Annotated in this window: 20 protein-coding genes and 1 tRNA gene; 18 read left to right on the top strand and 3 right to left on the bottom strand. The window is 31.7% G+C overall.

All coding sequences use genetic code 11. The features are described from left to right. Window positions 1-10: 10 nt before the first annotated feature. The 7 genes from lptB (at window position 11) to proB (ending at window position 7302) form a co-directional block, all read left to right on the top strand. The gene (lptB, locus tag ACY3JM_RS04445; protein ID WP_463082393.1) at window positions 11-730 is read left to right on the top strand and encodes an LPS export ABC transporter ATP-binding protein; all 720 of its coding nucleotides are present in this window, start codon (window positions 11-13) and stop codon (window positions 728-730) included. Beyond that, a complete protein-coding gene (locus tag ACY3JM_RS04450; protein WP_463082392.1) occupies window positions 730-1917 on the top strand; it encodes a DUF3084 domain-containing protein in 1188 nt (395 codons plus the stop codon). Before lptB ends, ACY3JM_RS04450 begins: the two co-directional genes overlap by 1 nt. 15 nt (window positions 1918-1932) lie before the next feature. Beyond that, window positions 1933-3375, top strand: coding sequence for a proline--tRNA ligase (gene proS / locus ACY3JM_RS04455; RefSeq protein WP_463111786.1), 1443 nt, complete (start codon window positions 1933-1935; stop codon window positions 3373-3375). Window positions 3376-3379: 4 nt separating this feature from the next. Beyond that, window positions 3380-3829, top strand: a complete 450-nt coding sequence (dut, locus tag ACY3JM_RS04460) for a dUTP diphosphatase (protein ID WP_463083638.1) — start codon at window positions 3380-3382, stop codon at window positions 3827-3829. Between the two features lie 83 nt (window positions 3830-3912). Continuing rightward, window positions 3913-6000 (top strand): elongation factor G, encoded by a 2088-nt coding sequence (gene fusA, locus ACY3JM_RS04465; protein ID WP_463082390.1) that lies wholly within the window; start codon window positions 3913-3915, stop codon window positions 5998-6000. Beyond that, a complete protein-coding gene (locus ACY3JM_RS04470; RefSeq protein WP_463082389.1) occupies window positions 5997-6200 on the top strand; it encodes a DUF951 domain-containing protein in 204 nt (67 codons plus the stop codon). The genes fusA and ACY3JM_RS04470 overlap by 4 nt, the downstream gene beginning before the upstream one ends. Then, window positions 6193-7302: a glutamate 5-kinase gene (gene proB, locus ACY3JM_RS04475; protein WP_463082388.1), complete on the top strand. Its 1110-nt coding sequence runs from the start codon at window positions 6193-6195 to the stop codon at window positions 7300-7302. The genes ACY3JM_RS04470 and proB overlap by 8 nt, the downstream gene beginning before the upstream one ends. A 166-nt stretch (window positions 7303-7468) precedes the next feature. Here the strand turns inward: proB and ACY3JM_RS04480 are convergent. Then, window positions 7469-7543 (bottom strand) — tRNA-Ala (locus ACY3JM_RS04480). Window positions 7544-7685: 142 nt separating this feature from the next. Between ACY3JM_RS04480 and ACY3JM_RS04485 the strand changes: the two genes are divergently transcribed. The 11 genes from ACY3JM_RS04485 to ACY3JM_RS04535 are packed head-to-tail and all read left to right on the top strand — an operon-like array spanning window position 7686 to window position 18249. After that, window positions 7686-8393: an ABC transporter ATP-binding protein gene (locus ACY3JM_RS04485; RefSeq protein WP_463082387.1), complete on the top strand. Its 708-nt coding sequence runs from the start codon at window positions 7686-7688 to the stop codon at window positions 8391-8393. Continuing rightward, window positions 8386-9729, top strand: coding sequence for a TolC family protein (locus ACY3JM_RS04490; protein ID WP_463111787.1), 1344 nt, complete (start codon window positions 8386-8388; stop codon window positions 9727-9729). Before ACY3JM_RS04485 ends, ACY3JM_RS04490 begins: the two co-directional genes overlap by 8 nt. After that, a complete protein-coding gene (locus ACY3JM_RS04495; protein WP_463082385.1) occupies window positions 9726-10775 on the top strand; it encodes a TolC family protein in 1050 nt (349 codons plus the stop codon). Before ACY3JM_RS04490 ends, ACY3JM_RS04495 begins: the two co-directional genes overlap by 4 nt. Next, entirely contained in the window at window positions 10772-12070 is a 1299-nt protein-coding gene (locus tag ACY3JM_RS04500; RefSeq protein ID WP_463111788.1) for an efflux RND transporter periplasmic adaptor subunit, read from the top strand. Before ACY3JM_RS04495 ends, ACY3JM_RS04500 begins: the two co-directional genes overlap by 4 nt. An 11-nt stretch (window positions 12071-12081) precedes the next feature. Next, window positions 12082-13302, top strand: coding sequence for an ABC transporter permease (locus tag ACY3JM_RS04505; RefSeq protein WP_463082383.1), 1221 nt, complete (start codon window positions 12082-12084; stop codon window positions 13300-13302). 16 nt (window positions 13303-13318) lie between these two features. After that, window positions 13319-13885, top strand: coding sequence for a hypothetical protein (locus ACY3JM_RS04510; protein WP_463111789.1), 567 nt, complete (start codon window positions 13319-13321; stop codon window positions 13883-13885). A 29-nt stretch (window positions 13886-13914) separates the two neighbouring features. Continuing rightward, entirely contained in the window at window positions 13915-15393 is a 1479-nt protein-coding gene (gene glpK, locus ACY3JM_RS04515) for a glycerol kinase GlpK (RefSeq protein WP_463082381.1), read from the top strand. A gap of 57 nt (window positions 15394-15450) precedes the next feature. Next, complete coding sequence (locus ACY3JM_RS04520) at window positions 15451-16089, top strand: Spy/CpxP family protein refolding chaperone (RefSeq protein ID WP_463082380.1); 639 nt, start codon at window positions 15451-15453, stop codon at window positions 16087-16089. A gap of 20 nt (window positions 16090-16109) precedes the next feature. Continuing rightward, window positions 16110-16784 (top strand): RNA polymerase sigma factor, encoded by a 675-nt coding sequence (locus tag ACY3JM_RS04525; protein WP_463082379.1) that lies wholly within the window; start codon window positions 16110-16112, stop codon window positions 16782-16784. After that, on the top strand, window positions 16774-17211 hold the full coding sequence (locus tag ACY3JM_RS04530) for an anti-sigma factor family protein (RefSeq protein WP_463082378.1): 438 nt from the start codon (window positions 16774-16776) through the stop codon (window positions 17209-17211). The genes ACY3JM_RS04525 and ACY3JM_RS04530 overlap by 11 nt, the downstream gene beginning before the upstream one ends. A 3-nt stretch (window positions 17212-17214) precedes the next feature. Continuing rightward, entirely contained in the window at window positions 17215-18249 is a 1035-nt protein-coding gene (locus tag ACY3JM_RS04535; protein ID WP_463082377.1) for a LolA family protein, read from the top strand. Here ACY3JM_RS04535 and ACY3JM_RS04540 read toward each other — a convergent pair. Continuing rightward, the gene (locus ACY3JM_RS04540; protein WP_463082376.1) at window positions 18236-18886 is read right to left on the bottom strand and encodes an endonuclease; all 651 of its coding nucleotides are present in this window, start codon (window positions 18884-18886) and stop codon (window positions 18236-18238) included. The two genes, ACY3JM_RS04535 and ACY3JM_RS04540, sit on opposite strands and share 14 nt — an antisense overlap. Continuing rightward, a complete protein-coding gene (gene purH / locus ACY3JM_RS04545) occupies window positions 18883-20379 on the bottom strand; it encodes a bifunctional phosphoribosylaminoimidazolecarboxamide formyltransferase/IMP cyclohydrolase (protein WP_463111790.1) in 1497 nt (498 codons plus the stop codon). The genes ACY3JM_RS04540 and purH overlap by 4 nt, the downstream gene beginning before the upstream one ends. Window positions 20380-20390 lie beyond the last annotated feature (11 nt).

A 20390-nucleotide genomic window follows, 5' to 3' on the forward strand; every position in this document is an offset into this window, starting at 1 on the left:
ACATTAAATTATGGCACTTGAGACCATAGGTATATATAAATACTACGGAAAAAGATGTGTAGTTAAAAATGTCTCTATACGTGTAACCCCTGGGAATGTAGTTGGGCTTTTAGGACCAAATGGGGCAGGAAAAACTACTACATTTTATACTATTATGGGGGAAGTAACTGCTAATCAGGGTAAGATTTTACTTGATGGCGAGGATATTACACATTTATCTATGCCCCAAAGAGCAAGAAAAGGTATTGGTTATCTTGCCCAAGATCCTACAATATTTAGAAAGCTTACAGTAGAAGACAATATAAAATTGGTATTAGAATTAACAAAGTTAACCCCAAAAGAGCAAAAAGAGAGATTAGAAGAATTAATAGAAGAATTTCGATTACAGAAAGTTAGGAAAAATTTAGGGTATACACTCTCTGGAGGAGAGAGAAGAAGGGTTGAAATAGCTAGGGTTTTAGCCCTTTCTCCTAAGTATATACTTTTAGATGAACCTTTTGCAGGGGTTGATCCTATTACTGTTCAAAATTTACAAGAAACTATTTCCTATTTAAGAGAAAAGGGGTTGGGTATATTAATTACTGATCATAATGTTAGAGATACATTAGCTATAACAGATTATGCATATATAATATTTTCTGGAGAGGTTCTTATCTCCGGTACTCCAGAAGAAATAGTTAATAGTGATATGGCAAAAAGATTTTTCTTAGGAGAGAGGTTTAATCTTTAATGTCTGGATTTTTTTTAATAATTATATTGATTCTTGCAAGTGGTTTGATTGCATATGCAGGAGATTATGTAGGTAGAAAAGCAGGGAAAAAGAAACTTTCTCTCTTTGGCCTTAGGCCTAAATATACTTCTCGTATAATCAGTATTTTGACTGGCATTTTAATTATGATTTTCTCTCTTGTTGTGCTTTCTGTTATTTCGGAAAATGTTCGAGTAGCTTTATTTGGAATGGAAAAATTAAAGAAACAAATATATTCTTTAGAAAATTCGATTAAGTCAAAGGAGAAAGAATATACAGAGATTTTAAAGAGGTATGAAGAAGTTAAGAAAGGTAGAGATAAGGCTCTAAAAGATTTAGAGGAATATAAAAATAAAATTCATATTTTGGAAATGGAAAGAGAAAAATTACTTAAAGAACTTAATAAATTATCTATGGAAAAAGAGAGATTAAAGAAAGAAAATGAGAAGCTTCAAAGGTCTATATACGAAGTCTCTAAAAAAATAGCCACATTATCTAAGGAAAAAGAATCTTTGGAGAAAGATAAAAAATATTTACTTGATGAATTACAGTTTTTGAATTCTACTATAGCCAGTCTACGTACAGAAGGAATTATATTTAAAAGAGGAGAATTGATACTTAATTATATTATTAGAGGTAAAACAGGTGATGATATACAAAAAGAGGCAAAAGCACTTCTTTCTTTAATTGAAAGTATAGCAAGAGAAAGAGGAGCAGGAAATGAAGAAAAAGGATACGTATGGGTGCCAGAAGCGGAATGGAAAAAACTTTTAGAGGAAATGAAAACTACAGAGGAAAAATTGGTAAGGGTACATTCTCTAGCAAACATATTTGAGGGTGAACCAGTTATTGTATATTTCCAAATTTTTCCTTATAAATTAGTATATAAGACAGGAGAGGTAATATTACTAAAAGTTATTGATGGTAGTGAAAGTTTAGATAAGATTGAATCAAGACTATTAGAGGTTCTATCAGAGGTTAATAAAATAGCTCAACAAAAAGGAATACTTCCTGATCCATTATCAAATACTGTTGGTGAAATATCTTTTGATGAATTTTATGATACTGCTTATAAAATTAAAGAGAGGGGTAAAAAGGTTATCCTAAAAGTGATAGTTGAAGAGGATACTTATAACAGTGGTCCTTTAAAAATAAGATTTGAGATATAGGAGGTAGTGATTTTTATGGAAAAAAAATTTGTAGAAGCATTAACATCTCAAAAAGATGATTTTTCAAAATGGTATACCGAAGTGGTATTAAAGGCAGGACTTGTGGATTACTCTCCTGTTAAAGGTTGTATGGTAATAAAACCTTATGGATATGCTATATGGGAAAATATACAGAAGATTTTAGATGAAAAGATTAAAGCAACAGGTCATGAAAATGCATATTTCCCTCTTTTTATACCAAAGAGCTTCTTGGAAAAAGAGGCAGAACATGTGGAGGGTTTTTCACCTCAAGTTGCTTGGGTTACAAAGGGGGGAGATGAGGATCTTTTTGAACCTCTTGCTGTGAGACCTACCTCAGAATCAATAATCTGCAGCATGTATGCTAAATGGATTCAATCATGGAGAGATTTACCAGTACTAATAAATCAATGGGCTAATGTTGTTAGATGGGAAAAAGAAACAAGACCCTTTTTAAGAACCACTGAATTTTTATGGCAGGAAGGTCATACCGCTCATAGAACCCTTGAAGAAGCAGAAGAAGAAGCATTAAAAATGCTTTTTGTGTATAAAGATTTTGTTGAGAATGATTTAGCTATTCCAGTAATTGCTGGTAAAAAAACGGAGAATGAAAAATTTGCTGGTGCTTTACACACATATTCTATAGAGGTTCTTTTAGCAGATGGAAGGGCCCTTCAAGCTGGTACATCTCATAATTTAGGTCAGCATTTTGCTAAGGCATTTGATATTATGTTCCAAGATTTGGATGGAGAGAGAAAATATGTTTGGCAAACCAGCTGGGGAGTGTCTACAAGGCTTATTGGAGCTTTGATAATGACTCATGGTGATGATTATGGCCTTGTATTACCTCCTAGGGTTGCTCCTTATCAAATAGTGATTATACCGATATGGAAAAATGATGCTGAAAGGGAAAAAGTCTACAATTATGTAGATGAAATATATAATATCTTGAAGAGATACTTTAGAGTAAAGGTAGATAAGGATGAGGAACATACTCCTGGTTGGAAGTTTAATGAGTATGAACTTAAAGGTGTTCCAGTAAGATTAGAAATAGGTCCAAAGGAAGTAGATAAGCAAGAAATATTTGTGGCAAGAAGAGATTTAAGATTGAAAATGTCGTATAAAAAAGAAAATATGGTGGAAGAGCTAAGTAATCTTTTAGATGATATTCAAAAAACTCTTTTCCAAAAGGCTTTAAAATTTAGAGAAGAAAATTTCCATAATGTAAGAGACTTTAATACATTTAAAGAAATTATGGATACAAAAAGGGGGTTTGTTAAAGCAAGTTGGTGTGGAGACGGAGAATGTGAGTTAAAGATAAAAGAATTAACTGGAGCAACAATAAGAAATTTACCCCTTGATTGGAAAGAGGAAGAAGGAAAATGTATTCTTTGTGGAAAGGAAACAAAAATTAAAGCCTTATTTGCAAAGGCATATTAGAGATATGAAGGTTAAAGTACTTATAGAAAGAATAGATAAAGAACTATCACTTCCTTTTTATGCTACATCTGGATCTGCTGCTTTAGATCTGTATTCTCGCGTTGATTTTGTACTTCCCCCCTTTAATGAGATAGGTGGAGGAATTATAATTCCTACAGGAATAAAAATTGCCCTTCCTGAAGGATATTTGGCATTGGTCTTACCTAGAAGTGGACTTTCGGCAAAGGAAAGTATAACAGTTTTAAACACTCCAGGACTTATTGATAGTGACTATAGAGGAGAAATTTTAGTTAATCTTATCAATTTTTCACAAAGGCCATTTTACGGTAAAAAAGGTATGAGAATAGCCCAACTTCTTGTTCTTCATTATCCGAGGGTAGAATGGGAAGAAGTGGAAAGCCTTCCTTTAACGGAAAGAGGAGAAGGGGGGCTGGGAAGTACTGGGATTTTATAAAATGTAATTTTCTTTTATGTGATATATAATTTAAAATTGGAAGTTTTTAAAACAAAAAGAAGTAAGGGGGTTATGAAAGAAAAATGAAATATGAAACTGAAAACTTAAGGAATGTAGGACTCTTTGGGCATGGAGGTGCAGGAAAAACAAGTTTAGCTGAGGCAATTTTATATACTGCAAAAGTAATAGATAGAATAGGTAAAGTTGAAAATGGTAATACGGTTTCTGATTTTGAACCTGAAGAAATAAAAAGAGGAATATCTTTAAGTCTTTCAGTTCTACCCTTGGAATGGAAGGTAAAGAAAATTAATGTAATTGATACACCAGGATATGCAGACTTTATAGGAGAAATCAAGAGTGCTTTAAGAGCAGTAGATAGTATGCTTATTGTAATTGATGCTATTTCTGGAATTCAGGTTCAGACTGAAAAGGTGTGGGGGATAGGTGAGGAAGAGAAGTTACCAGTAGCTTTTGTAGTGAATAAACTTGATAGAGAGAGTGCTGATTTCTATGAAAATGTAAAAGCTATTCAAGAAAGATTTGGAGGCAAAGCAATTCCTATATATTTACCCATTGGTAAAGAAGGTAATTTTAATGGTATTATAGATCTTTTAGAGGGTAAAGCATATATTTATAAAGATGAGAAGGGTGAACCAGTAGAGTCTGATATTCCAGTAGAGCTTAAGTCGGATTATGAAAAATATAGACAACAGTTAATTGAAACTATTATTGAGTTTGATGAGGAGTTGCTTCAAAAATATTTAGAAGGAGAAGAGATAGAAAGTGCATTAATAGCTAAAACTTTAAAGGAGGCTTTTATAGGAAGAGAATTATTCCCAATCTTTCCTGTATCCTCTTTTAAAAATGTAGGAGTATCAAAGTTACTTGATGCAATAGTTGCTTTCTTCCCAAATCCTTTAGAAAGACCAGCTATACCTGTTGAAGATCTTAAAAAGGGGGAAACAAAAGCTGTACGAATAGGAGAAAAGAATGGCCTTTTGGCTTTTGTTTTTAAAACCTCTGCAGATCCTTTTGTTGGTAAGATAAGTTACATTAGGGTTTTATCAGGAGTGTTAAAGCCAGATTCTCCATTATTCAATGTAAATAAAGGAGTACAGGAAAAGATAGGTGGACTTTTCTATCAAAGAGGTAAGAATCAGGAAGTTGCAACAGAGATCAATACTGGAGATATAGGTGTCATAACAAAATTGAAAGAAACAAGCACAAATGAGACTTTGAGTGATAAAGATAATTCAATAAAGGTAGTTCCAGTGGAATTTCCCGAACCTGTTTTTGCAGTTGCAGTAGTTCCAAAGACCAGAGCTGATGAAGATAGGATGAGTTCTGCAATTGCAAGAATTTTAGAGGAGGATCCAACTTTAAGGGTGCAAAGAAATCTGGAAACCAATGAAACATTAATTTATGGGTTAGGAGATTCTCATTTAGAAGTAGTAGTAGAGAGAATGCAAAGAAAATTTGGGGTAAATGTGACCTTAGGTACACCACAAGTAGCTTATAGAGAAACTATTAGAGCTACTGTCAAAGCTGAAGGTAAAGTTAAAAAGCAGACAGGTGGTAGAGGGCAATATGGTCATGTATGGCTTGAGTTAGAGCCTCTACCTCGAGGTGCTGGATATGAATTTGTAGACAAGATTGTTGGTGGAGTTGTTCCTAAGAACTATATACCTGCAGTTGAGAAAGGTGTTAGAGAAACAATGGAAAAAGGAGTATTAGCTGGATTCCCCGTAGTAGATGTTAGAGTTACTTTATTCGATGGATCTTATCATGAAGTAGACTCTTCAGATATGGCCTTTAAGATAGCAGCTGCTAAAGCATTCAAAAAAGGTTTTATGGAGGCAAAACCTGTACTTCTTGAACCAATAATGAGTGTAGAAGTTACAGCACCAAGTGAGTATACAGGTGATATTATAAGTGACCTTAATAGTAGAAGAGGGAGAGTAACCCAGATAGATTCCTTGGGTAAACTACAAGTGGTAAAGGCTCTTGTACCTTTGGCTGAAATGCTTAGATACTCATCTGTTCTTAAATCTATTACTCAAGGTAGAGGATCTTATTCTATGAAATTTTCACATTATGAAGAGGTACCAGCAAAGATACAAGAGGAGATTATAGCTAAGGCAAAACCAAGAGCAGAAGAAGAAGAGGAATGATAGAGAAAATTGAAGTAGGTGATATATTAGAACTACCTAAGAAACATCCTTGTGGTGGAAATAGATGGATTGTGCTTTATTCTGGTGTTGATATTAAATTAAAATGTGAAAAATGTGGTCATATAGTTATGCTACCAAGGATCGATATAAAAAGAAAGGCAAAAAAAGTGGGAAAGGTAGAAATAAAAGAGGATGAATAACTGGAAAAGAATTGTTGTAAAGGTTGGTACTTCAAGTATTACTGATGAGAAGGGAAATCCATCGGCAGAGAAGATCCTTTCCTTAGCAAGAGAATGCGTAAAACTTATAAGATCTGGTAAAGAAGTTATATTGGTATCCTCCGGAGCTATTGCTTCAGGAAGAGAAATTATAACTCGTCTCTCTAAGAGAAAGGATCTTCCTGCCAAGCAGGCATTATCTGCTGTGGGACAAGTAAGGTTAATGCAATACTATGCACAAATTTTCTCTATTTTTAAACAACCTATAGCCCAAATACTTATTACGGCAGAAGATATTTATGATAGAAAGAGGTATTTAAATATATCTCAGACCTTTGAGACTCTTTTAGAAGAGAAGATTATTCCTATTGTAAATGAAAATGATACAGTAGCAGTTGAAGAAATAAAGATTGGGGATAATGATACATTATCAGCAAAAGTAGCATGTGCTGTAGATGCTGACGTTTTAGTTATATTGTCTGATGTATATGGTCTATATACAGAAGATCCCAATAAATCTAATGATGCTAAATTGATAAAGGAAGTTTATGAGATAAATGAAAATATTGAAAAATATGCAGGCCCTGGTAAGGGAACTGGGGGTATGTATACAAAGTTAATGGCAGCCAAGATAGTTACAGAGGCTGGGATACCTATGATTCTAACAAAAACAGATATTGAAAATATTTTGGAAAGACTTATCTTAAAAAATGAAAAAATTGGAACTTTTTTCTATCCTCCTGAGAAACATCTAAGTAGAAAAAAGCACTGGATGTTATTTGTGGCGAAAAGTGAAGGGAAGATTTATGTAGATAATGGTGCTAAAGAAGCTATTCTTAAAAAAGGTAAGAGTTTACTTCCAGTTGGGATAAAAAAGATTGAAGGTGATTTTGTAAGGGGGGATACAGTATCTATATTGGATGAAGAAGGAAATGAAATAGGTAAAGGAATTGTTAATTATGACAGCAATGAAATTCAAAACATAATTGGAAAAAACTCTGAAGAAATAAAAGCTATTTTAGGGGATAACTCTTACGAAGAGGTAATTCATAGGAACAATATGGCTCTTATACATCTTGATTAAAAATTAATATAGATCCAAAAAGCTAAAAGATAAAGATAGGCAAACCTCAGCTTTTTAACTGGTTTTTCATAATATGTTTGCTTTCTTTAAAAATTAAGACAATAAAGGTTGTTTAATAAAATAACTAAAATGGCGAAGATATTGATATAAACTATTTCTCCTGTTTTGGTGGAGGCGATGGGATTTGAACCCACGGCCTCTTGCATGCGAAGCAAGCGCTCTCCCGCTGAGCTACGCCCCCACCTTATTTAAACCTTTTTAAGTTTAATCAAAACAAAAGGTTTTTGTCAAATTGTTTTAATTTAATTTCATGGAATAACGATATCATTTAAAATGTCTAATTTAATTGGATAAACTATTAAAGAAAGGGTGTGAGAGTCAAGATGGAAGACATTATTGTTTTGGAAGATGTGATTAAGATTTATAAAATGGATGGAGTAGAGACTACTGCATTAAATGGAGTCTCATTAAGGGTTAAGAGAGGGGAATTTATAGCAATAATGGGCCCTTCCGGATCTGGTAAATCTACTATGATGCACCTTATAGGATGTCTTGATAGACCAACATCTGGTAAAATATATTTTGAAGGAAAGGATGTTTCTAAACTTACTGATGATGAATTAGCTGAGATAAGAAATAAGAAAATTGGTTTTGTATTTCAGAGTTTTTATTTACTTCCCCGTTATAATGCACTCCAAAATGTAGAACTTCCTTTAATATACCAAGGAATTTCACCAAAAGAGAGAAGAGAAAAAGCTAAAGCAATTTTAGAAAGAATGGGTCTTAGTGATAGGTTATTTCATAGACCTACTCAACTTTCAGGTGGTCAACAGCAGAGAGTTGCTATTGCAAGAGCACTTGTAGTGGATCCTTTAGTTTTGCTTGCTGATGAACCAACAGGAAACTTAGATACTAAATCCAGTCATGAGATTATGAATTTAATTAGTAGGCTTCATAAAGAAGAAAATCTTACTATTGTTTTAGTAACCCATGAACAAGATATTGCTTCTTATGCTGAAAAAATTGTAAGGATGCAAGACGGAAAAATCGTAGATATAGAGGATAGGAAAAGGGAGATAAGCCATGTATAAGAAACTTCTTTTGGTTATGATCATCTTCTTTGTTTTTTTAAATATATCTTATAGCGAAGATTACATAACTATAGACTCTCTTTTACCTCTTTTACAAAAGTCACCCCTCTATAGCGTATATAAAATTCAATACGAAAATTCCTTACAGAATTATTATTTATCTCAAGCAAATTTAAAGCCTAATATTACATTTCAGGCATCATATAATCTGGGAGAAACAAAGACTATAATAGGATCATCTACTACTATTAATACAACTCAAAACACAGTTCTATCCTTAAGTTATTCTCAGATTATTCTTCCTTTCGGAGAAGCGGGAATAAATCTAAAATTAGCTGAGCTAAGTTTAGAGCAGGCAAAAAATAATTTTCAAATTAATTATAATGATCTATTTCTTCAATTTTTACAATCCATATATAATCTTTATTTAGCTCAGGAAAAATTGAAGATATATGAAGAAAGTTATAGTTTAGCAGTAAAGCAAAGGGAAGTAGCGGAGAAACAATTTGAGAATAAGGTTATAAATGAAATAAATTTATTGGATTATAAACAAAGGGAAAAATTGGCAGAGACTAATTATAACTCAGCAAAAAGTAATTTAGAATTAGCATATAAGTCCCTTGAAAATCTTTTAGGAACAACCTTACGAAGAGTTCCGGTAAAAATTGATATTAAATATGATGAAATAGAAGACAAACCTGAAGATCTTTTGAGTAAACTTTATACTAATAATTTAAGTGTAAAAAATGCGAGCTTAGAATTAGAAAAAAGTAAGCTTAATTTAGATAAAGCATATCTTCCATCTTGGGGTATCTCATTTAGTGGAAATTACAATACTGGAAATGCATCTTATAATGCCTCCTTTAATACAAAAAACTATCTTTTATCATTTAATACAGATCAAACTTTTGGAGATACAATAAGTTCGAGTAAAGAGTCATGGAATATCAAGATTCAGTTTAGTATTCCTATCTTGGATGGAGGAAGTAGTAATATAAATAAAACACAAGCAGAACTTTCCTTGAAACAAACGCGGATTAATTTTGAGAAAACTAAGAAAGAGGTAGAACTTAATTTCTGGAAGACCTATTATAATCTAATTCAAGCTCAATCCGTTATAAAACAGAAAGAGATTGCCTTAGAACAAAAGAGACTAAATTTTGAGGCTCAAAAGATAAGGTATAGTTTGGGCTTAATTACAGATTTGGATTTAAAGAGTTATGAAATAGAATTTATACAGGCCAAGTATGATCTTGAAGATGCTATTTTAAATTATAATCTTTTAAGAGTCCAATTAACTAATCTTCTTGGAAATTTAGGGGGTAATCTACTATGAGAAAAGTATTGGCTTTTTTAGTTTTAACATTTTTGGTTCTTACGTTAGGCTATTCTCAAGAATTAAAGATATTAACTTTTGATGAAGCAGTAAATATTGCTTTAAAAAATAATAAAGATATTTTGGTAGCGAAAATAAATTTGGATAATGCAGTTTTTGATTATGAAAATAAAAAGAAAGATCCAACTACTTTAATACTCTCTTTAAAGCAAGCAGAATTAAATGTAAAGCTTGAACAGGTAAAATATAATAATACAAGAATTCAAGTAATTCAAAGTGTTAGAAATGCTTATTTTTCTGTCTTAGAAGCACAAGCACAAGTTAAATTATATAAAAAACAAGTAGAATATTATCTTGAAAATCTGAATGCAGTAAAGCTAAAATTTCAGTTAGGTAATGCAACTGCCACTGATGTTAAACAGGCAGAAATAAATTATTTGTCTGCTCAAAATATGTTAAAATCAGCAGAGAATAATCTCGCTATAACTTGGAGTCAGTTTTGGCAAACCTTGGGGGTCTCTCCTATGGAAAATATAACCCTCAAAGAGCCAGATCTTGTAGTTTTTAACTTTACGTTGGATAATCTTTTTAATCTTGCAAAAGAGAATTTAACAAATATTGTACAGGCAAGTAATAATGTTGAACTCTATAATTTACAAGTAAAGCTTTATAATAATGAATATACACCAAAAGCAACTCTTTTGTCATCCCAAAATTCATTGGAAAGTGCAAAGATGAATTTAGAACAGGTATTGAATAGTACAAAATTAACTATAGCTCAAAGGTTAGACCAATTGTATGCAAGTTTGAAGGAAGTAGAATTACAAAAGATTAATTTGGATCTTGCTAAAGAGAATTACAATATTACAAAAACGCGATTTGAAGCTGGATTAATAACGAAATTAGATCTAATGAATGCTGAAATAAATTTAATAAAGGCTGAAAACAATTATTATTCTTCTTTGCACACATATTTTAAAAATTTAGACAATCTTTCTATCTCTGTAGGAAAAGTACTTTTCGAAGGAGGAGAAGTTAAAAAATGAAAAAGAAAAGTATATTAATCATTGTTATAGCTATTTTAGTTGTAATTATAGGATCATGGAGTATTTTTGGTAGAAATTCAAGAACTTCTTCAAATAAAACTACAATTACCACATATACTGTACAAAGAGGAGATCTTTTAGTAACGGTATCTGGCAGTGGAATGCTCGAGGCTGAGAGAAGTCTTGATATTGTCAGTAAAGTATCAGGGACAGTCATATATGTGATAGAAGAAGGTAAAAAAGTGAAAGCAGGAGATATTCTTGTAAAAGTTGATCCTACAGATTATCAAATATCCTATAATCAAGCATTAATTTCTTATAAAAATGCTGAAAACTCCTATGAACAAGCAAAACTTAATTATGAAACACAAAAAAGAAATTTAGATAAAAACTTAAGTGATGCTCAAATAAGTAGAGATAATGCATTTTTGGAATATAAAAATGCTGAGAAGAATTTAGAAAGGATTAAAGGACTTTTTGAAAAGGGGTTTGCTTCACAGAGTGATTTGGATAATGCTAGACTAACTTCGGAAAAAGCAAAGAATTCATATATGCAAGCAGAAACAAATTTAAAGACCGTGAAAAGTAATTATGATAATCAACTTAAAAATTTACAAAAAGATCTTGAAACAAGTAGACTTTCTTTTGAAAAGGCAAAATTGGATTTACAAAATGCGAAAAAAAACTTAGAAAATACTATTATAAAAGCACCCTTTTCTGGAATTGTGTCTAATGTGAAAGTAGTAAATGGCCAAATAATTTCAAATAATACTGTTCTAATGACGCTACTGGATACAGATAATGTGGAATTAAGTTTAGAAGTAGATGAGACAGATATAGGAAAAGTTTCTTTGGGTCTACCTGTAAGAGTTACTTTAGATGCTTTTCCTGGTGAAGAATTTGAGGGAAAAGTAATTAGGATATCTCCTGTTGCAACTATTTCAAATAATATACCTATATTTAAGGTAAGGGTTAAAATACCTAATCCTGGTTTAAAATTAAAAGTAGGGATGAGTGCTGATGGGGATATTATTCTTTTAGAGAAGAAGAATGTTTTATTAATACCCCTTAGAGCTATAAAAAAGACAGAAAGAAGAAGTTATGTAGAAATCCTTAAAGGAAACGGAAACACTGAACTTGTTAGGGTCACTTTGGGAGAAGACGATGGTACAAATGTGATTGTGGAAAGTGGTCTTAAAGAAGGTGATGTTATTGTTTTATCATCATCAAGCAGTACATCAAGATCTACAAACCAGCAAATGCAAATAAGAATTCCAGGGGTTCCTTTAAGGTAGGTGTAATAACTATGATGATTGTAGAGATACTAAAGATGGCCCTTTATAGCTTTTCGTCAAATAAATTAAGAACATTTCTTACAACTCTTGGGATAATAATAGGAGTCGCAGCTGTAGTAACTTTAGTATCCTTAGGAGAGGGTACTAAATATTCTATTGAAAAGCAGTTTACATCTCTTGGGTCTAACCTTCTTACTGTTTTTCCACGATTTGGTAGAGGAGTTGGGCTTGTAAGAGGAGCACCTCGAAGTTCTATTACTAATGATGACTATGAAGCTCTTAAAGAAGAGTTGGACAGTTCAAAAGTAGTAGCTATAGTACCTTATGCAAACAGAAATGTTCAGGTAAAGTATAAGGCATCAAATTCTAATACTCAAGTTATTGGTACTTCTGCTGATTATATGAGGGTGAGAGAGATAAAGTTAAAGGAAGGAGATTTCTTCAGTGAAGAGGATTATAGGGGGAGTAAAAAAGTAGCAGTATTGGGATCTTCTGTTGCCGAAACTCTTTTTGGGAATGAGGACCCTGTGGGTCAAAGTATAAAAATAGCTGGAATAACATTTAAAGTTATAGGAATTCTTGAACCTCAAGGACAATTAGGCGGATTTGCTAACTTGGATGATATGATATTTATACCTTTAACTACCTTTCAGCGTAAAATTCAAGGAGGAAATTTTTTAAACAATATATATATTTCTGCTGTAAGTCCTGATGTCATGGATGATCTTCAAACCCGGATTGAGGAAATAATAAGAAAAAAGCATAAGATAACAAATCCCGATGAAGATGATTTTGTAGTACAGAATCAATTAACTATTCTTTCTTCTTTGAATCAGTCAATGCAAACATTAACTCTCTTTCTTGCAGGAATAGCGGCTATTTCCCTTTTAGTTGGTGGAATAGGTATTATGAATATAATGTTGGTCAACGTTACAGAAAGAATAAAAGAAATAGGTATAAGAAAAGCTGTAGGAGCAAAATCTGGATATATTCTTTTGCAATTTCTCTTAGAATCAGTAATTGTGTCAGTAGTAGGTGGGATAGTGGGTATTTTATTAGGTATTTTCTTAGCACAAATTATAAAATCATTTTCTGGTCTTTCTGCTGTTGTAACATTAAATCCTATAATCTTATCGTTTACAGTATCTGCATTGGTTGGTATATTTTTTGGTTATTATCCTGCAAGAAGAGCTTCTAAATTGAATCCTATAGAGGCTTTGAGGTATGAATAATAAGGAGGTAAATGCCATGAAGAGACTAATTACTTTAATGTTGTTCGTTATATTAATAATAACCTTAGTATATCCTCAAACCCAAACTCAACAACAAAGAAGAAATTTTATGTCTCAAGAAGTTCAATATCTTATAAGATTAATAAGGGATTTAAGAGAGCTTGATAAAGATAAGAAGGTGGCTATTACAAAAAACCAGGCTCAAAAACTTATTCCTATCCTACAGGAGCTTCTTAAAACAAATATGCTTCCCAAGAAGGAGGCTGATAAATTTATATCAAGGATTGAGACTGTTTTAACTGATGAGCAAATAACCTATCTTGACAAATTACAAATAGAAAGGCAAAAAAGATTTGAAGAAATAAGGCAAAAGTTGCAACAAAATCCTCAAGGTTCACAGATAAGTAAGGGGCAAGTTAATCCTCAATGGAGAGGACCACAAAATGTTTCTGAGAAAGAGAGACAGGAATTTCAAAAATTTATGGAAGCATGGAGTAAAGGACAACCATTAAATCCTTTTTATCACGTAACTATGTATAAAAAGCAGTTGAACGATTTGATAGACTATTTGAGGAAAAAATAAAAAAATTTAGGAAAGAGGGGGAGGTAAATATGTATATTCTTGCATTAGATCAGGGAACTACGAGCTCAAGAGCAATAGTTTTTGATTCCTTAGGTAATATTATTAGTATGGCTCAAAAAGAATTTCCTCAAATTTTCCCAAAACCAGGATGGGTAGAGCATAATCCTTGGGATATTTGGAATTCTCAAAAAGAAGTAATGATAGAGGCTGTTTATAAATCAGGCATATCACCAAAAGAGATTTCTGCTATAGGAGTTACTAATCAGAGAGAAACAACTATTGTGTGGGACAAAGAAACAGGAGAACCAATATACAATGCAATTGTTTGGCAGTGTAGAAGAACAGCAAATTATTGTGAAGAATTAAAGAAAGAAGGTCTTTCTGAATTAATAAAGGAGAAAACTGGTCTTGTAATTGATGCATACTTTTCAGGGCCCAAGATTAAATGGATATTAGACAATATACCTAACGCAAGAAGAAAGGCTGAAGAAGGTAAGCTCCTTTTTGGTACAGTGGATACTTGGTTAATATGGAATCTTACGGGAGGTAAAGTCCACGTTACAGATTATTCTAATGCTTCAAGAACTATGCTTTTTAACTTAAAAACCTTAGATTGGGATGATGAGCTCTTAGAGATAATGAATATTCCGAGAGTTATGATGCCTAAGGTTCTCCCTTCAAGTTGTGTATATGGGACATGCCATATTATTGACAATTTTGAGATTCCCATATCTGGGGATGCAGGAGACCAACAAGCTGCCCTTTTTGGGCAATGTGGTTTTGAAGAAGGCATAGTAAAAAATACATATGGTACTGGTTGTTTTATTTTACTGAATACGGGCAAAAATATTAAATATTCATCTAAAGGTCTTATTACTACTATAGCTTATGGGGTAGGAGATGAGATCTATTATGCCTTAGAAGGTAGTGTTTTTATTGCAGGAGCAGTGATACAATGGCTTAGGGATAATTTAGGAATTATAAAGAATTCTTTAGAAAGCGAAATTCTTGCAAAGAGTGTTGATGATAACGGAGGAGTGTTTTTTGTACCTGCATTTGTAGGGCTGGGAGCGCCTTACTGGGATATGTTTGCGAGGGGACTAATTATAGGAATAACCCGCGGAACTCAGAAAGGACACATTATAAGAGCAGCTTTGGAAGCTATAGCATATCAAACCCAAGATGTTTTAGAACTCATGAGTGAAGAGACTGGTATAAAAATTAGAGAATTAAGAGTTGATGGTGGTGCTTCTGCTAACAATTTTCTTATGCAATTTCAGTCTGATATTTCTAATATAAGAGTTATAAGACCTCTTATTACTGAAACAACATCCTTAGGTGCAGCATTTTTGGCAGGCCTTGGAGTAGGTTTATGGAAAAGTACTGATGAACTCAAGCATTTATGGAGAGAAGAGAAAATTTTTGAGCCCTGTCTCTCAGAGGAGAAAAGGGGAGAGCTTTTAAAGAAATGGAAAGAAGCTGTTAGAAGAGCTAAAAATTGGGAATAAAAAATAGTAATTTTCGTCATAAATTATGTAAAAAGGTATTTAGAAAGGGGTGAGAATATGAAAAGTCTGAAGTATGTTGTAGGAATCTTAATAATACTTTTCCTTATTTCAAATATTATTTTTGCTACTCCAAATCATAAAGGTCCGATGCTTTATAGAGAAAAAGTTATGATATTAGACAGAAACAGATATACCTTTGGGCTGGGAGTTCTTGTTTCTCAAGATTTACAGAATCTTTTAAGAGAAAGAAATAGAATACAAGCTGAGATTCAGTTACTTTTAAGAGAAGAAAAGATTGATTCTGAAAAATTACAGCAAAATATTAAAGAATTAAAAATTTTGAATAACAAGATATATGAAGAATGGAAGAAGAATTTACTGTCTTTCCTTGATAAGAGTTTAAAGCTTAAAGAAGAACAGAAGGTAAAAGTTAAGGCTATTTTGGATAAGTATTTTGATGCTTTAAAGGAATTAAGATTACAAATAAGAGAAAAGACTTTACAAGCAAGAGCTCTTGGAAGTCAAGATAAGGAAAAATTAGAACAATTGAAAAAAGAGATTAGAGAACTAAGGATAAAAGAAAAGGATACGAAGAAAGAAATGTGGAAAGAGATAAGCAATGTTTTAGATAAAGGGGATGTGGCAAGGTTAAGATACTTGTTAATGATATATAATAGAAAGGCTCCTAAATTTTAAACTGAAGGGAAGAAAATATTATGTATAGAGAATTAGTTAGTGTGATTAAAGGAAAGAAAACTATATCTGATAATGAATTAAAGCCTTTTTCCTCCCTTTCTGAGGAGGAAAAAGGCAAGTTATCTGATCATGCTCTTCTCTCTTATATCAAAGGTGGAGATAGAGAGGCCTTCTCTATCCTTGTGAAAAGATACGAAAAGAAAATCTTGAATATTCTTTATCTTCAACTTGGAAATATTCCAGATTTGGAGGATCTTGTACAAGAAGTATTTATAAAGGCCTTTAAAAGTATTAATAGTTTTAGAGGAGATTCAAAGTTTTCTACATGGCTCTATAGAATAACGATTAATATTGCTCATGATTATAGAAGAAAAAATAAAGAAGTATATTCCTTAGATAATTCAATAAATGAAGAAGATGATAATACATTTGAAAGTATAATAGCGGGAGATACAAAGGATCCTTTAGATATAGTAGAAAAGGAAGATGTGAAAAGTAAAGTACGTAGATTAATAAAGGAGCTTCCTAAGGAATATCAGGAAGTTTTAATACTTAGGGAATATGAAGGATTGTCATACGGGGAGATAGCTAAAATACTAAATTGTCCTGTGGGTACTGTAGAATCAAGACTTTTTAGAGCAAGAAAAGAATTGAAAGAGAAACTTTTAAAGGAAGATGTAAATTATGCAATGTAAAGAGGCCAAAAGATTGATATCGTCATATATTGATGGTGAAATCTCTCCAGATAAAAGGAGAGAGTTAGAAGCTCATCTTTTAACTTGTCCTTATTGTAGAAGGGAATTAGAAATGATGGAGAAAATAGTGAAATTAATCCATGAACTTCCTGAAATTGAACCTTACGAAGAATTGTCAGATAAAATCTGGGTAAAATATACCTTAGAGAAAGATGAATTTTTAAAGAACCCGTTCAGAAAATTCCTTTTAATTCTTGGTTTTATTGCTTTCTTCGGTGCAATTATCTTTCTTGCCCAGAATTATTTTAAATCTCAGAGTTTTGATAAAAACATATACAGTTATTATAACTTTCACGGAAAAATGAGTACTTCAATAAATGAAAATACTTTGGTCGATCTTGTACTTTATCAGTATAGTGGAAAATGAGTAATGAAAAGGATATTTGTACTGTTTATAAGTCTCTTTTACATTACAACTGTTTTTGCTGAAGATCCTTTCGAAATTATTAGAAATTATGAAAAAAATAATGGTATAGTACCATTTTCAGGCATAGAGGTTTCTATATTATTTGATGATCCTAATTTTGAGAAAACAAGTATTGCTAAGGTTTATTCTAATGGTAATTATCTTTTTAGAAAAGATTATTTATCTCCACCCTTCCTTTTGGGTAGAGTAGTTATAGATAATGGAAGATATCAATATGATTTTGACCCTAAAATTAATGTGGTAAGAATTTCTCCTTCATCTTTTATCATAAGAACTAAAGATGAGATAGAAAGACAAATAAGATTAATAAGGAAAAATTATATTGTTACTATAGAAAATGAAGAGGTATTTTTAGGCAGGAGGGTATATGTTATTCTATTCGTTTCTAAATATACTAAGAAACTCATAAGTAAAATGTGGATAGATAGTGAAAAATATATATCTTTGAGAACGGATAAGTATAATAGTAATGGAAAAATTGTGGGAAGAACGATGTTTATAGAGATCAATTTTAATCCTAAGTTCTCTGAGAATCTTTTTAATCTTGACTTTATAAGAAATAAGAATACGAAAATAGAGGAGAGTAAATTAGTCGAGGAAAAAATTAATAATGCAAAAGTACCTTTTGAGCTTCCTTTAGGATATATGCTTATTAAATTTTATTCTATATTAGAAGATAATGATAAAATAACCCATTATTATAAGTATTCAGATGGAGTTTCTGATTTATCCCTTTTTGAGGGCAATATTCCTTTCAGACCTACTGGACAGCTTATTATTATTGATGGTACTCAGGTATTTTTTGCATCTAATATTCTGTGGAAATCTATAGTTTGGAAGAAAGATAATAAATATTATCTTCTCGTGGGTGATATTCCTGATAATTATGTAGAAACAATTTTTATAAAAGTAATGAAAGAATTATCCATAAGAGAAATAAAAAAGGAACCTTTAGAAAAAGCTTTTATCCAAAAGTAGGGTTTAAATATAAAGTCTTTTTAAGAAAACATTTATCATTGCATCTTCTACATTTTCTTTTACCATGTTCTATAATCAGTGCGTGATATTCTTGATATAGTTGGTAAATTGGGAATAAAGAGTTGTGAAAAATTTGTTGCCATTTCTCATAAGGTAATTTGTAGTCAAAAAGTCCAAGGCAGTGAAATAATCTTTTGGTATAGTTGTCAATTACAAAAACAGGTCTATTTAATGCATATAATAAAATGGAATCTGCGGTTTCCATACCTATGCCATTTATGTTTAAAAGTTCTTTTCTTAGATATGATGTGGGATAAACGTTCATCTTGGATATGTTTCCTTCAAATTTATTAATAAAAAACTCTATAAAACTTTTAAGTCTTTTTGCTTTTATCTTGTAAAATCCACATGGTTTAATAAGATTTGACAAATCCTTTTCAGAGATGTTGTAAATACTATAAGGATCAAGAAGATTATGTTTTTTTAAATTATTAATTGCCTTTTCCACATTATTCCAACTTGTGGCCTGAGTAAGAATAGCTCCTACTATTACTTCAAAAGGAGTTTCAGCAGGCCACCAATATTGAGGACCATATCTATCAAAAAGAATTTTAAAAATCTCTTCTATTTGGTTCAATGTCTAAAATGTCTGGTATCTATCATGACTAATATGATTCCATTTTTCTCTGCTTCTTTTATTACTTCCTCATCTCTTATGGACCCTGATGGTTGAATTACAGCCTTTATTCCGTATTGGGCTGCAAGAGTTATGGAATCTGGAAAAGGAAAGAAAGCGTCAGATGCAAGATAAGCCCCTTTTGCTTTTTCTCCTGCTTGTTCTAGTGCTATTTTTACTGAATTCACTCTATTCATTTGTCCAGCTCCAATTCCTAAGGTTTGTTTGTTTTTACTAACCACAATAGCATTTGATTTAACATGTTTTACAACTTTTAAAGCAAAAAGTAATTCTTCTATATCCTTTTCATCAGGTTTTATAGATGTTTTTACTTCATAGCTTTTCATCATTACATTATTGAAGGTTTGAATTAAGAATCCTCTCCTTAAAGATCTTATCTCAAAAGGATTCTCTGGAATATTTTCTTTATATATTAAAACTCTTAAGTTCTTTTTAGTAGAAAGAATATTTTTAGCTTCTTCTGTAATACCTGGTACTACTACAATCTCAAAAAAAGATTTTGTTATCTCTTTTGCTGTATTTTCGTCTAAAATAAAATTGCATGCTATAATTCCACCATATGCTGATACAGGATCACTTTCAAGGGCTTTTAAAAAGGCTTTAGTGGGGTTATTGTCAGAAGCTACACCGCAAGGATTGTTATGCTTGATAATTGCTACAGTGGGCTCTGTAAATTCTTTAACTAAATTCCAAGCTGAATCCATATCTAAGAGATTATTATAGGATAATTCTTTTCCTTGAAGTTTCTCAAAAGGTATTTCTTGATAAGGTAAAGTATAAAATCCTGCTTTTTGCTGAGGATTTTCTCCATACCTTAAATCTATTTTCTTGCTTAAATTAAGATTTATATTTTCATAAAATTCTTGAGATAAATAGGAGGATATAGTTTGATCATATATGGAGGTAATAGAAAAGGCTTTAATAGCCATCTCTCTTCTAAATTCAATATCATTCCTATTTTCTCTTAAATATTGAATTACTTTCTCGTAATCTTCAGGGGATGGGACTACAAGAACATATGGAAAGTTTTTTGCAGCTGCTCTTAAAAGGCTTACACCTCCGATATCGATGTTTTCTAATGCTTCTTCTAAAGATACATCTTTTTTAGAAATAACTTTTGCAAAAGGATAAAGGTTGCAAACAACAATATCTATTAAAGGGATGTTTTTTTTCTGTATGTCTTCTATGTCTTCTTTTTTATCTCTTCTAGCCAAAATTCCTGCAAATATTTTGGGATGAAGTGTTTTAACTCTTCCACCAATTAATTCTTTGAAATCTGTATATTCAGATACTTCTTTTACTTCAAATCCTTTCTCCCTTAGATATTTAGCAGTAGAAGAAGTCGCAATAATATGATATCCATGGTTGATTAATTCAAGGCAAAGATTCTCAATTCCGGTCTTGTCATAAACACTAATAAGAGAGAAAGGCATTAGTATATAAC

The sequence above is a fragment of the Dictyoglomus sp. SSW genome, from assembly GCF_055181335.1.